A 12,334-nucleotide genomic window follows, 5' to 3' on the forward strand; every position below is an offset into this window, starting at 1 on the left:
CGAGCAACGGACAGGAGGCGCGGTGCCAGCTGGCACCGCGCCTCCTGTCCGTCAACGGGTCGCGTCTACGCGACCGCCGCCTGCACCTGACGCTGCACGCGTCCGAGCATGCCCACCATGCCGCGGATCCGCAGCGGGCTGACCGCCTCGGACAGACCGATGGTCAGCGGGTAGTCCGTCGGCACGGCGAGCACCTGCTCGACGGTGAGGCCGGACAGTCCCTGCGCCAGGATCGAGGCGAAGCCGCGGGTGGTCGGCGCCTCGCGCGGGGCGGTGGCGTGCATCCGGACCACGTCCGGGGCGTCGCCGTCCTCGCCCACCGTCACGGTGATGAAGACGGGGGACTGGCACTCCTCGACGCGTTCGAGCTCGTCCTCGTGCCCCTGCAGGCGTTCGGGCAGCGCGGGCAGCTCGTTCGAGAACTCGAGCAGGAGCTGCAGGCGGTCCTTCTGGCCCAGGGCGAGGAAGTCGTCGCGGATCTCGGCGAGGGTGGCGGGGAGTGGTGCGTCGGTGCTGGCGTTCATCGGTTCGGAACAGTACCCGGCTCGGATCCCTGCACGATGGGGACGCGGACGGCGCTGCCCCACTCGGTCCACGAGCCGTCGTAGTTGCGGACGTTGTCGTAGCCGAGCAGGTGCTGCAGGACGAACCAGGTGTGGCTCGAGCGCTCACCGATGCGGCAGTAGGCGATGACCTCGTCGGCGTCACCGATGCCGGCACCGTCGCGGTAGACGGCGTCGAGCTCGTCGCGTGACTTGAAGGTGCCGTCGGGGGCTGCGGCCGTCGCCCAGGGGATGTTCACGGCGGTGGGGACGTGGCCGCCGCGCAGCGCGCCCTCTTCCGGGTAGTCGGGCGCCGTCGTGCGCTCCCCGCTGTACTCCGGGGCGCTCCGGACGTCGATGAGCGGCTTGCCGAGGTGCGCGAGGACGTCGTCCTTGAAGGCGCGGACGGGCTCGTCGTGGCGCTCGACGACGGGGTACTCGACGGGCGTGACCGGGGTCTCGTCGGTGGTCAGGGCGCGGTCCTCGGCGATCCACTTGCCCCGACCGCCGTCGAGCAGGCGGACGTCCTCGTGACCGAACAGGGTGAACACCCAGAGGGCGTACGCCGCCCACCAGTTGTTCTTGTCGCCGTAGATCACGACCGTGGTGTCGCGGCCGATGCCCTTGCCGCCGAGGAGCTCGGCGAAGGCGGCACCGTCGATGTAGTCGCGCTGCACCGGGTCGTTGAGGTCGGTGTGCCAGTCGATCTTCACGGCGCCCGGGATGTGCCCCGTCTCGTAGAGCAGGACGTCCTCGTCGGACTCGACGACCACCAGGTCGGGCGCGCCGGCCCCGGCGTCGAGTTGCTCCTGCAGCCACTCGGTGGAGACGAGGCGCTCCGGGTGCGCGTAGGCGGCGAACTTCTCGGACGGGTCGACCGGTGCGGTCATCGGGGGTACCTCCAGGGGTGCGGGGGAGCGTGGTGCTGGGGAGCGTGCTGCTGGCGCCGGACTAGGATCGGGCGTCGGTGCCTGTGGGCAACGGTACGCGGACGTACCGTGCCCCTGACGCAACGCGACACCCCACGACATGCTTCCCGGAAGGGTTCCCCGATTGCCCGCTCACCTCGTCGACCGTGATCCCCGGGTGACCCCGCAGCAGATGGCCGCGGCGCTCGTGCCCCCGCCCCAGTTCACGGACGCGTCGTTCGACTCGTACCGGCCGGACCCGGACTACGACTCGCAGGCCTCGGTCCGCGATGCCGTCGCCGCGTTCGTGGCCGCCGGTCCGGCGGAGGCCCCGCGGCGCGGGCTGTTCGGGCGCCGGAAGCAGTCGGCGGAGCCCGCGGCGAAGTCCGGCGTGTACCTGGACGGCGGGTTCGGCGTCGGCAAGACCCACCTGCTCGCAGCCGCCTACCACGCGGCCACCGGGCGGAAGACGTTCGGCACCTTCATCGAGTACACCGCGCTCGTGGGTGCCCTGGGGTTCCAGGGGACGGTCGACCTGCTCCGCGGCACCGCCCTGGTGTGCATCGACGAGTTCGAGCTCGACGACCCGGGCGACACGATGGTGATGACCCGGCTCATCAAGGAACTGACCGAGACCGGCACCCGCTTCGCCGCGACGTCGAACACGCCCCCGGGAGCCCTGGGCGAGGGACGCTTCGCCGCGCAGGACTTCCTGCGCGAGATCCAGGCGATGTCGGACCGCTTCGACACGATGCGCATCGACGGCCTCGACTACCGCCGACGTGCCGTGGACGAGTCGGCGCAGGTGGTGTCCGACGTGCCCGCCGCGCTGCCGTCCGGCACCGTGACGCTCGACGACTTCGGCGCGGTGGTCGCACACCTGGGTTCCGTGCACCCCTCGAAGTACGTCGCGCTGGTCGAGGACCTCGACGCCGTCGGGCTCACCGACGTCCGGGCCTTCACCGACCAGACCGACGCGCTGCGCTGGGTCGCCCTGGTGGACCGGTTGTACGACGCGCAGGTGCGCATCGTCGCCTCGGGCACGCCGCTCGACCAGGTGTACCCCGACGTGATGCTCGAGGGCGGGTACCGCAAGAAGTACCTGCGCGCGGCTTCGCGCGTGGTGGCGCTCACCCGCGCCTGAGGGCCACCGCCGTCAGACCGACCTGTCCACGGCGGTCTCCTGCCCCTCGCGCAGGGGACATCGGGCCGGCGGAAACACGACGTTTACAAACGGCGCGGTCGCGTTACATCCGCGAAACAGTTCGTGCTCCCTCGTGAAACCTCGCCTCGCCAGACTCTGTGACACCCGAGGCGGTCCAAGAGCCGCTCGTGCAATCGAGAGGTGAGCAGATGCTTGATCAGGGCAACACGACGTTCGTGTTGGTGATGGCTGCGCTGGTGTTGTTCATGACACCCGGCCTGGCCTTCTTCTACGGCGGCTTGGTGAAGGCCAAGTCCGTCATCTCCATGATGATGATGTCGTTCGGTGCGATCGCGCTCGTGAGCGTGCTCTGGGTGGTCTACGGCTACGCGATCGCCTTCGCCAACCACGGCGACGGCACGGCGGTCTCCGGCGTGGTCGGGTTCTTCAGCATCGACTGGAACCAGATCGGCCTCGGCCAGGCCTTCGAGGAGGCGCAGTCCTCGAACATCCAGGCGGCGTACCCGTCGATGGCCTTCGTCGGGTTCCAGGCGACGTTCGCGATCATCACCGTCGCGCTCATCTCCGGCGCCATCGCCGACCGCGCCAAGTTCGGCGCGTGGATGGTCTTCGCCGGCGTCTGGGTCACGGTCGTCTACTTCCCGGTCGCCTCGTGGGTCTTCAACCTGACCTCCGGCTGGGCCGCCACGTGGGGCGTCATCGACTTCGCCGGTGGCACCGCGGTGCACATCAACGCCGGTGCCGCGGGGCTCGCCCTGGCGATCGTGCTCGGCAAGCGCGTCGGCTTCGCCAAGGGCGCGCACAAGCCGCACAACCCGCCCTTCGTCCTGCTCGGCGCCGCCATCCTGTGGTTCGGCTGGTTCGGCTTCAACGCCGGCTCCGAGGGTGCTGCTGACGGCATCGCCGCGATCGCCTGGGTGAACACGCTCGCCGCCCCGGCCGCCGCCATCCTCGGCTGGCTGCTCATCGAGAAGCTCAAGGACGGCAAGGCGACCTCCGTCGGTGCCGCCTCGGGTGCCGTCACCGGCCTCGTCGCGATCACCCCGGCCTGCGCCGCGCTCACCCCGGGCTGGGGCATCCTGCTCGGCTTCCTCGCCGGCATCGTCTGCTGCTTCGCCATCGACTGGAAGTACCGCCTGGGCTTCGACGACTCGCTCGACGTGGTCGGCGTCCACCTGGTCGGCGGCATCTTCGGCACGCTGTTCCTCGGCTTCTTCGCCAACGACACCGGCCTGATCTACTCCGGCTCGTTCGAGCAGCTCGGCAAGCAGGCGGCCGCAGCGGGCGCAGTCGGCGCGTACTCGTTCGTCCTGGCCTTCGTCATCGGCTGGATCATCGAGAAGACGATGGGCTTCCGCGTCAAGACCGAGGACGAGGTCGCCGGCATCGACACCGCGGTCCACGGCGAAGAGGGCTACGTCCTCTACGAGCAGACCGACGACAGCCCGGTCAGCGTCCGCTAGACACGCTCCACCACCGCACGACGACGGGCCCCGCGCACACAGCAGCGCGGGGCCCGTCGTCGTCCGCGCGCGGCCTCTCGTGCAGGCGGTCGCCGTCCGGCGACTCCCGCTGCTGGGTCGTGACGGGTCCACGAGTCGTCGACGCGCCCTGGACGTGACCACGTGCCGGGAGGCGCGGTGCGGGTCCGACCCGCACCGCGCCTCCCGGCGGTGCCCTGCCTTTCCGGGCTCAGCTCACCAGGCGTAGTCCTCCGGCGACGTCTCGTGCCCCGGGAAGATCTCGTCGAGACGGTCCAGCGCACGCTGGTCGAGGCGGATGTCGACGGCGCGGACCGCCGACTCCCACTGCTCCATCGTGCGCGGACCGGTGATCGGCGCGGTGACGCCGGGCTGGTGCAGCAGCCAGGCGAGGGCCAGTTCACCCGGCGTGTGGCCGAGCTCCTTCGCGAACGACTCGTACGACTGCAGCTGGTCGCGGTGCGCGTCGACGTACTCCGCGCTGCGTCCGGACAGCCGACGGGAGCCGTTCTCGGTCTTCTCGATGACGCCGCCGAGCAGGCCGCCCTGCAGCGGCGACCAGGGGATCACGCCGAGGCCGTACGCGCGGGCGGCCGGCAGGACCTCGCGCTCGACGTCGCGGACCACGAGGTTGTAGATCGACTGCTCGCTGACCAGGCCGAAGGTGTTCCGGCGCTTCGCGGCCTCCTGCGCCTGGGCGATGTGCCACCCGGCGAAGTTCGACGAGCCGACGTACAGGACCTTGCCCTGCTGCACGGCGACGTCGATCGCCTGCCAGATCTCGTCCCACGGCGTCGCGCGGTCGACGTGGTGGAACTGGTACAGGTCGATGTGGTCGGTCTGCAGGCGCTGCAGGCTCGCGTCGAGCGACTGCCGGATGTTCAGGGCGCTGAGCTTGCCCCCGTTCGGCCAGTCGGTCATCTCGCCGTAGACCTTCGTGGCGAGGACCGTCTTCTCGCGGCGACCGCCCCCCTTGGCGAACCACCGTCCGATGATCTCCTCGGTGGCACCCTTGCCCACCGAGCCGCCGTAGCCGTTGGCGGTGTCGAAGAAGTTGACGCCGAGCTCGTGGGCCCGGTCCATGATCGCGTGCGAGTCGTCCTCGCTGGTCTCCGGGCCGAAGTTCATCGTGCCGAGCACGGCGCGGGAGACGGACAGACCGGTGCGACCGAGGTGTGTGTAGTCCATGAGACGGGTCTATTCGTGACGCGCTGCCGGCGCCAGGCCCTGGGAGTACCGGTCGAGGGGTGGGGAGTAGTCAGGAGGGACCACTCGAGAGGAGCAGCCATGCCAGCCAAGGACGAGATCCCCAGCACCCTGCAGCGGTCCCCGGAGCACGCGCAGGAGATCTTCGAGAAGACACTGGACTCGGCGAACGAGACGTACGGCCCGGGCGAGCGGGCGCACCGCACGGCCTTCGCCGCCGTGAAGCACGAGTACGAGAAGGTCGGCGACCACTGGGAGGAGAAGGAGTCCTCCGGGCCGTCCGACTCCGGTGCCGCCGGCTCCCGCGGTTCTGGTTCGCGTTCTCCGGGGAAGACCGAGGGCGGTGTCGACGCGAACGCCTCGAAGGCGCACCTGATGGACGTCGCGAAGCGGCTCGACGTCAGCGGCCGCTCCACGATGACGAAGGACGAGCTGGTCGAGGCGATCGGCAAGGCGAACGACCGCGCGACCGCTGCAGCGCGGAAGTGACCGGGGGCGTGCCGTCCATTCCCCGGTCGGCATGTGGCGGTGGGGTGAGGGGGTAACGTGCCGACGATGAACATCCCAGCACTCCGCGGCAGCCGGATCCTCGGGTTCGGACACCACCAGCCCGAACGCGTCCTGACCAACGACGAGCTGTCGACGATGGTCGACACGAACGACGAGTGGATCCGCACCCGCACCGGGATCCAGACGCGTCGGATCGCCGGGCCCGACGACACCGTGACGTCGATGGCGATCGAGGCCGGACGCCGTGCCCTCGCCGACGCCGGGGTGTCACCCTCGGCCGTCGGACTCGTCATCGTCGCCTCCACAACCCACCAGGACCGCGCGCCCTACACGGCAGGTCGGGTCGCCGCCGCACTCGGCATGACGAACGGACCGGCGCCGATCGACATCAACACCGCGTGCAGCGGGTTCGAGTACGCGCTCGGGCTCGCCGACCAGTCCATCCGCACCGGTTCGGCCGACGTCGCGCTCGTCATCGGGTCCGAGGTTCTTTCCGGCATTGCCGACTGGACCGACCGGTCGACGTGCGTACTCGTCGGTGACGGGGCCGGCGCCGCCGTGCTCGGGGTCGCCGAGACACCCGAGATCGGCCCGGTGTCGTGGGGGAGCGTCCCGCACCTGCTCGACGCCGTCCGTGTGGAGGGGTCGCCCGGGCGGTTCAACCAGGAGGGTCGCTCGATCTACCGGTGGGCCATCACCGAGGCCGAGGGGCACGCCCGCAAGGTCGTCGAAGCCGCCGGGCTCGCGATGGACGACATCGAGGTGTTCGCGTTCCACCAGGCGAACCTGCGGATCATCGAGCCGCTCGTCACCGCGCTCGGTGGGGAGTCGAAGTTCGTCATCCGCGACGTCGTCGAGTCCGGGAACACCTCGGCCGCGAGTGTGCCGCTCGGGCTGTCGAAAGCCTGGGAACGTGGCGACCTGCCGGAGGGAGTGCCGGCCCTGCTGTTCGGGTTCGGTGGTGGGTTCGCCCATGCCGGGCAGGTCGTGACGACGCCGGTGCGGTCCTTCTAGGCGCGGTTGCACGAACGGCCCGGGCTCGGCTGCTGAGCATCCGTGCCCGGGCCCTGCTCGGTCGTCGCGCCGGGCCGTTCTCGGTCGTCCTGGCTACCGCTTCGAGCGGGGGTCGTCCTGGCCCGGCTCGGTCCAGAGGTCCTGGTCCTTGCCCGCGCCGCGCTTCCACGGCAGGGCACGCCGGGTCTTCTCGGCAGTCGGTGTGACCGTCAGCACGATCGGGAACTCCGCCGGCGGCATGCCGAACCCCGTCCGCGACGCCTGGATCACCTTGCGGCCCAGGGCGTGGTTCCCCAGACCGCCGACGGCCGCTCCGATGCCGAACGGGAGCGCGCGGCCGAGGACCGAACCGCCCTGCCGGATGGCGAAGCGCTTGATGAACTGGTCACGGACCTGTCCGCCGATGCCGTTGACGACCTGCTTCGGCAGCGAGGACGTCACCATCTCGCCCCAGAACGCCGTCCGGGCCTGACCGCCCGCGGCCTGTCCGGCGAGCTGTTTGATGAGCTGCGTTCCCGGCGCGCCGAGGATCATCGCCATCACCAGCGTGCGAGCGCGCTCCGGGTCGTCCAGCGCGATGCCGTGCACCTCGGTCACCGACTGTGCGAACAGGGCGGTGGTCTCGAGGAACCCGACCGTCTCGGCGCCGCTCAGTCCGAGCGCAGCGGCCATCCCGACCCCGGGGATCACCGCACTCGCACCGACCGCGGCGCCACCGGTCGTGACAGCGGCCAGGTACTGCCGCTCGAGGATCTGGATCACCTCGGCGGGGGTCGCGTCGGGCTTGCGGCGACGGATCGCGTTGACGTGCGCGACCACGACGGGACGCTGCACGCTGATGACCCGATCGAGCCACTTGGCCCAGCCCGAGGGCTGGACCTGCTGCGTTCGGGGGTCGGAAGAGGTGGGGGAGACCGGTGCGGTCGGCAGGGGCACGATCGACTGGTCCTTCGGAGCACGGGCCATGCGTTCACCGTACGCCGAGCACGTGAGAGGCTCGCTGGGTGGACACCGATCTGGAGCAGGGACCCCTCGACGACGCCCGTCGTGCGGCCGGGTTCCTGACCGTCCGGCAGGTGGCCGCCCTCGCGCCCGAGGTCCGGGTGCTCGATCCCGCGTCCGTCCTGATCGGGGTGGGTGTTTCGGTCCTGCCCGGCGTGGAGCTGTACCCGTCCACGACGCTCGAGACCCGGCACGGTGGGGTGATCACGCTGGCCGCCGGTGCCCGCCTGGGCCCCGGACCCGTGACCGTCGTCGCGTCTGCGGCGGCCGTGCACATCGGCGAGGGTGCCGAACTCGGCCCAGGCCCGGTGACCATCGTGGCCGACGGGTCCGACGTCGTGATCGGTGGTCGGGCTCGCCTGACGGCCGGGTGTCTCGTCGAGGGGCCGGCGCGGATCGGCTCGGGCGCACAGGTGCTCGGGCCGGTGTCCGTGCGCGACGTCGAGCTCGAGGACGGCGGCGACCACCGCGAACCCGACCCGGACCACCGCGGCGGCGTGGTCAAGGGCACCGGGCCGGTCCGGGGTGTGCGCGTGGGCCGCGGCGAGGTCGTGGTCGGTGGGGTGGTGCACGCCGCTGAAGCGTCCGGTCGGCCGCGGATCGAGCGTCAGCGCACGTACCACCCGGACGCACCGCGTCGTCCGCGCTGATCGTCGAACACGCAGCCTCAGCACGGGACACCCGCCCGCCGGAGGGCAGCCCGCACCCGGTCGGGCTGCATCAGGTCGGCCCACGAGAGCCGGACGACCGCCCGGACCCCGGGGAACGACCGGATGAAGTCCTCACGACGTTTCTCGCGCCAGTGCGCGTCCGCGGTGGACCGCCCGTCGAGCAGCGCCGGGTCCTCGTACTTCGCGCGGCCGTCGACCTCGACCACGACGCCCTGGTCGGGGAACCAGAAGTCCACGATCGCCGTGGCCGATCCGGCCCGGGCGAACACGTGCTGCTGCACCGGCTCCGGCACCCCGAGTTCGCGGAAGCGGACGCGGCACACCGACTCCGCCGGTGACCCCGACAGCGCCGACCCCATCCCCACGGCGATCCCCGCCTTGACCCGGGCGGAGGCCAGCGATGCGAGCTCCGCGTCCAGCGCCTCACGGTCGGTGAGCCGACGGGAGAGCACGGCATCGACGACGGGGAGTGCTTCGAGCAAGGAGCGTGTCGCAGCGACGTCGATGGCGGTCCTGGCGGCCGTGGTCGTGGGGGTCGCCTGCTGATCGACGAGGACTGCGGGCGCTCGCCCCTGTGCACCGTGTCGGACGAACCACGCCGTGACACGGGTGTGCGTCGTGGTCGGATCGGTGAGGTGCACCTTGGGCGGTGCTGCCCCGATCAACGGGAGTCCGAGGACCGCGCACGCAGACTGGTGTGAGACGACATCGGTCGCGCGGAGTCGGTGCGCCGAGGCACGAACGAGCACGTGGTGCTGCTCACCGGGGTGCATCCCGTCGAGTGCATCGGGGCGGACGAGGACGCCGGGGCGGAGGCGTTCGTACCGTCCCCGGTGGACATCGCGCTCGAGCGCGCGGCGTTCAGCGGAGGTCGCACCCGTCGTGCGGATCAGTTCGACGTCGTTCGCTCTGGACATGGCACCAGGCTCGCCGAACCTCGTGGTTCAGCTCCCGCCATCGCCCGATCTGTGGAGAGCCGGGCGGCGACGACGACCTGTGCAGGACTGACCAGCTGCAATGCGCGTGCATCTTGCGACGACCCACGCGTCGAACGACTCGTGTCTTGTCGTCAAATGCACACGCACCATCTGCGTGCACATCTTCCGACGATCCACGCCGCGAACGACTGGTGGAATGTCGCAGAACGGGTGCGAAGCCCCCCACCTACACCCGCGCGAGCTCCGCCCGCAGCGGCAGGTCCTGCTCCTCGAGGATGACCTGCGCGCCCACGGCCGTCCGGGCGTTCACGACGATCGGCGCGAGCAGGTTCACCGTGGTGCCGGATGCGCCGGGGTTCGCGACCACGAGCAGCATCGCGTCGGCGGGGTCGGTCAGCCCGAGCCCGGCGGCCTGCTCGTCGGTGAGCTCCGGCGCGTACGACGGCAGGTGCACCGCGGCGTCGAGCAGGAACAGCCGTGCGTCGTCGCCGACGAGCGTGAACAGCCCCTCGGCGCCGTCGACCGGCGAGAGCTCGAAGGCCGCGGCGGGGGCGAGCCCGAACGGCGGGACGGCGAAGGTCAGGGAGATGCTCATCGGAGGTAGTCCATCAGGGTCGGCTGCAGGACCTTCGCGGTGACGGCGAGGGCTGCCTGGTAGTTGGTCTGCTGCACCTGCAGGTCGAGGACGGCCTTCGCGAGGTCGACGTCCTCGATGTCGGCGCGGCGGCTCTCGAGCGAGACGGTCGCGGACTTCAGCGAGTCCTGCGCCGCGAGTGCGGCGGCGTGCCGGACGCCGACGTCGGCCTGGGCGCCGCGGACGGTTCCGAGCGCCGTGTCGACGTCCCCGATGCGAGCGTTCACGTTCACCCCGTTCTGCAGGTCACTGACGATGGAGTCGATCATGCCGAACACCGAGTCGTCGCCGGATCCGAAGACGGCGGTGCCGGAGGTGTCGACCCGCACCGTGGTGCCGTCGCCGACCCGACGGGACACGTCGGTGCCCGATGCCGCCCAACCCGTCGCGGGGTCGTAGGCGACAGCGGCGGTCGACGATCCCGCGAACACCGAACGGGTGCCGTAGGTCGTGTTGGCACGGGCCTCGAGGTCGGCCTTGAGCGACCGGAACTGCGTGACGAACGCGTCGCGGTCGGTGTCGCTCATGGTGCCGGAGTTCGCGGCCCGGACCGAGAGGTCGCGGACGTTGTTGAGCACCGAGTACACGCTGGACAGCGCACTGTCGGTGGTCGCGAGCCACGCCGCGGCGTCGTTCGCGTTCCGCGAGTACTGCGCGGCTGCGGCCTGCTCCTTGCGCACCTGCATCGACGACGCGGTGCCGACCGGGTCGTCCGAGGGCTTCTGGATCGCACGCAGCGTCGTGGCCTGGTCGGTGAGCTCGGCGACCCGCGCGGCACCGGCCTGCAGCCGGGCCGAGGCGGCCGCCATCGACATCTGGGTGGTCACACGGGTGATCACGATCAGCCCCTCCCGACGAGTCCGACGCGGTTGATGATGGTGTCGAGCATCTCGTCGACCGCGGTCAGGACGCGCGCCGCGCCCTGGTACGCGTGCTGGTAGCTCAGCAGGTTGACGTTCTCCTCGTCGAGGTCGACGCCGGCGCTCGACTGCTGCTGGGTGCGTGCGTTGGTGAGCGCGAGTCCGGTCATCGTCGATTCCGACGTGGCCGACCTGGAGGCGGTGCCCACGCCCGCCACGAACGTCGCCCAGACCTGGTCGGCGCCGTCCGACGACGCCCCGAGTCGCGCGAGCGCGTCGGCGAACGAGTCGTCGAGTTCCCCCGCCGCGTTCCGCGTCGCCAGGCCACCGGCGTCCGTGGGGACGACGCCGAGTGCCTGGGCGGCGGGCACGCCGGCCGCCAGGGACAAGAAGGGGGCGCCGGTGGTGCCGGCCGGGGTGGTCCCGGCGGCGTGCAGGGTGTTCACGGTCGTGGCGAGCCGCGTGGCCACGGCGTCGTAGGACTTGGAGGCCTCGGCGAGTGCGCCGCCGGTGCCGGTGCCGGACGCGGGTGCGAGGACCGCGAGGGCGCCCCCGATCGACCCGCCGCTCAGTCCGACCGCCCCGGCCGTGCCGGTGGTCCAGGTCAGGGTGACCGCGGTGCCGTCGGCGAGACGTTCGCCGCCGCCGAGGGCGACCGAGCGGGCGTCGGTGCCCTGCACCAGCGGGTTGCCGCCGAGGAGCACGTCGACCGTGCCGTCGGCGTTCGTGCGGGTGGTGCCGCCGGCGAGCGTGGCGATCTGCTGCGTGAGCTGGTCGCGCTGGTCGAGCAGCTCGTTGGCGTTGCCGCCCGAGGCGAGCGCGGTGCGGATCCGGCCGTTCAGGTCGGCGACCTGCTCCGCGGCACCGTTCAGCTGGGCGACCTGCCCGGTCAGGGTTCCGCGCACCGAGGACCACTGCGCGTCGACGGCCTTCGAGCCGGCGGCCAGGGCGGCGACGACGGTGCCGGCGGCCCCGAGCACGGCACTGGCGGCACCCGGGTCGTCGGGGTGGCTGGCGAGCTCGCTCCACGACGACCAGAACGCGTCGAGCTTGGCGCTCAGGCCGTCCTTGCCGGGCTCGTGCAACCCGGTCTCGAGGGCGGAGAGCGCCGTGGCGCGGGCATCGGCGTAGGCCGACGAACCGGCGGCAACGCGGACACCGGCGTCGAGCGTCAGGGACGCCAGGCGGGCGATGCCGTCGACCGAGACGCCCTGGCCGGCGAGGGCCGCGGTGCCCCGCACGAACCCGGTCTGGGTCGCGGGGATCGAGTTCTGCGTGACGCGCTGGCGGGTGTAGCCCGCGGTGCCGGCGTTCGCGATGTTCTGGCCGGTGACGTCGATGCCGGCACGGGCGGCTGCGAGGCCGGAGTAGGCGGTCGCGAGGGATCCGAAGGTGCTGACCAC

At 71.4% G+C, this 12,334-nt stretch carries 13 protein-coding genes; 5 read left to right on the plus strand and 8 right to left on the minus strand.

Annotation, left to right across the window (positions count from 1 at the left end; genetic code table 11):
- Nucleotides 1-65 precede the first annotated feature (65 nt).
- Both ACZZ9K_RS01620 and ACZZ9K_RS01625 read right to left on the minus strand, forming a co-directional pair.
- Nucleotides 66-524 (minus strand): SufE family protein, encoded by a 459-nt coding sequence (locus tag ACZZ9K_RS01620; RefSeq protein WP_027465483.1) that lies wholly within the window; start codon nt 522-524, stop codon nt 66-68.
- Nucleotides 521-1,432: a sulfurtransferase gene (locus ACZZ9K_RS01625; protein ID WP_111057222.1), complete on the minus strand. Its 912-nt coding sequence runs from the start codon at nt 1,430-1,432 to the stop codon at nt 521-523. The genes ACZZ9K_RS01620 and ACZZ9K_RS01625 overlap by 4 nt, the downstream gene beginning before the upstream one ends.
- Before the next feature lie 139 nt (nt 1,433-1,571).
- Here ACZZ9K_RS01625 and zapE point away from each other — a divergent pair, with 139 nt between their 5' ends.
- Nucleotides 1,572-2,594: a cell division protein ZapE gene (gene zapE / locus ACZZ9K_RS01630; protein ID WP_138803518.1), complete on the plus strand. Its 1,023-nt coding sequence runs from the start codon at nt 1,572-1,574 to the stop codon at nt 2,592-2,594.
- 209 nt (nt 2,595-2,803) lie between these two features.
- Nucleotides 2,804-4,078 (plus strand): ammonium transporter, encoded by a 1,275-nt coding sequence (locus ACZZ9K_RS01635; RefSeq protein WP_111030006.1) that lies wholly within the window; start codon nt 2,804-2,806, stop codon nt 4,076-4,078.
- Nucleotides 4,079-4,312: 234 nt separating this feature from the next.
- Here ACZZ9K_RS01635 and ACZZ9K_RS01640 read toward each other — a convergent pair whose 3' ends face one another.
- Nucleotides 4,313-5,284 (minus strand): aldo/keto reductase, encoded by a 972-nt coding sequence (locus tag ACZZ9K_RS01640; RefSeq protein ID WP_071403939.1) that lies wholly within the window; start codon nt 5,282-5,284, stop codon nt 4,313-4,315.
- Nucleotides 5,285-5,383: 99 nt separating this feature from the next.
- Between ACZZ9K_RS01640 and ACZZ9K_RS01645 the strand changes: the two genes are divergently transcribed.
- On the plus strand, nt 5,384-5,791 hold the full coding sequence (locus tag ACZZ9K_RS01645; RefSeq protein WP_138803253.1) for a ChaB family protein: 408 nt from the start codon (nt 5,384-5,386) through the stop codon (nt 5,789-5,791).
- Between the two features lie 66 nt (nt 5,792-5,857).
- Nucleotides 5,858-6,826 (plus strand): beta-ketoacyl-ACP synthase III, encoded by a 969-nt coding sequence (locus ACZZ9K_RS01650; RefSeq protein WP_463443181.1) that lies wholly within the window; start codon nt 5,858-5,860, stop codon nt 6,824-6,826.
- A gap of 93 nt (nt 6,827-6,919) precedes the next feature.
- Here ACZZ9K_RS01650 and ACZZ9K_RS01655 read toward each other — a convergent pair whose 3' ends face one another.
- The gene (locus ACZZ9K_RS01655) at nt 6,920-7,792 is read right to left on the minus strand and encodes a hypothetical protein (RefSeq protein WP_185974168.1); all 873 of its coding nucleotides are present in this window, start codon (nt 7,790-7,792) and stop codon (nt 6,920-6,922) included.
- Nucleotides 7,793-7,830: 38 nt separating this feature from the next.
- Between ACZZ9K_RS01655 and ACZZ9K_RS01660 the strand changes: the two genes are divergently transcribed.
- Nucleotides 7,831-8,478 (plus strand): hypothetical protein, encoded by a 648-nt coding sequence (locus tag ACZZ9K_RS01660; RefSeq protein ID WP_463443182.1) that lies wholly within the window; start codon nt 7,831-7,833, stop codon nt 8,476-8,478.
- A gap of 17 nt (nt 8,479-8,495) precedes the next feature.
- On the opposite strand, the gene ACZZ9K_RS01665 is transcribed toward ACZZ9K_RS01660, so the two are convergent.
- From ACZZ9K_RS01665 to flgK, 4 genes are all read right to left on the minus strand, one after another.
- Nucleotides 8,496-9,416 carry a hypothetical protein gene (locus ACZZ9K_RS01665; RefSeq protein WP_463443183.1) on the minus strand — a complete coding sequence of 307 codons (921 nt, stop codon included), beginning with the start codon at nt 9,414-9,416 and terminating at the stop codon, nt 8,496-8,498.
- Nucleotides 9,417-9,663: 247 nt separating this feature from the next.
- Nucleotides 9,664-10,032, minus strand: coding sequence for a flagellar assembly protein FliW (gene fliW, locus ACZZ9K_RS01670; RefSeq protein WP_027465503.1), 369 nt, complete (start codon nt 10,030-10,032; stop codon nt 9,664-9,666).
- Nucleotides 10,029-10,910: a flagellin N-terminal helical domain-containing protein gene (locus ACZZ9K_RS01675; protein WP_463443184.1), complete on the minus strand. Its 882-nt coding sequence runs from the start codon at nt 10,908-10,910 to the stop codon at nt 10,029-10,031. Before ACZZ9K_RS01675 ends, fliW begins: the two co-directional genes overlap by 4 nt.
- Before the next feature lie 2 nt (nt 10,911-10,912).
- Nucleotides 10,913-12,334 (minus strand): flagellar hook-associated protein FlgK, encoded by a 1,422-nt coding sequence (gene flgK, locus ACZZ9K_RS01680; protein ID WP_463443185.1) that lies wholly within the window; start codon nt 12,332-12,334, stop codon nt 10,913-10,915.

Source organism: Curtobacterium sp. AC268, from assembly GCF_979258745.1.

Excerpts from the sequence above, each read along its gene's own strand:
- ACZZ9K_RS01650 (WP_463443181.1), top strand. The coding sequence starts at position 5,858 with ATGAACATCCCAGCACTCCGCGGCAGCCGGATCCTCGGGTTCGGACAC.
- zapE (WP_138803518.1), top strand. The coding sequence starts at position 1,572 with ATGCTTCCCGGAAGGGTTCCCCGATTGCCCGCTCACCTCGTCGACCGT.
- fliW (WP_027465503.1), bottom strand. The coding sequence starts at position 10,032 with ATGAGCATCTCCCTGACCTTCGCCGTCCCGCCGTTCGGGCTCGCCCCC.
- ACZZ9K_RS01645 (WP_138803253.1), top strand. The coding sequence starts at position 5,384 with ATGCCAGCCAAGGACGAGATCCCCAGCACCCTGCAGCGGTCCCCGGAG.
- ACZZ9K_RS01640 (WP_071403939.1), bottom strand. The coding sequence starts at position 5,284 with ATGGACTACACACACCTCGGTCGCACCGGTCTGTCCGTCTCCCGCGCC.
- ACZZ9K_RS01665 (WP_463443183.1), bottom strand. The coding sequence starts at position 9,416 with ATGTCCAGAGCGAACGACGTCGAACTGATCCGCACGACGGGTGCGACC.
- ACZZ9K_RS01655 (WP_185974168.1), bottom strand. The coding sequence starts at position 7,792 with ATGGCCCGTGCTCCGAAGGACCAGTCGATCGTGCCCCTGCCGACCGCA.
- ACZZ9K_RS01625 (WP_111057222.1), bottom strand. The coding sequence starts at position 1,432 with ATGACCGCACCGGTCGACCCGTCCGAGAAGTTCGCCGCCTACGCGCAC.
- ACZZ9K_RS01620 (WP_027465483.1), bottom strand. The coding sequence starts at position 524 with ATGAACGCCAGCACCGACGCACCACTCCCCGCCACCCTCGCCGAGATC.
- ACZZ9K_RS01635 (WP_111030006.1), top strand. The coding sequence starts at position 2,804 with ATGCTTGATCAGGGCAACACGACGTTCGTGTTGGTGATGGCTGCGCTG.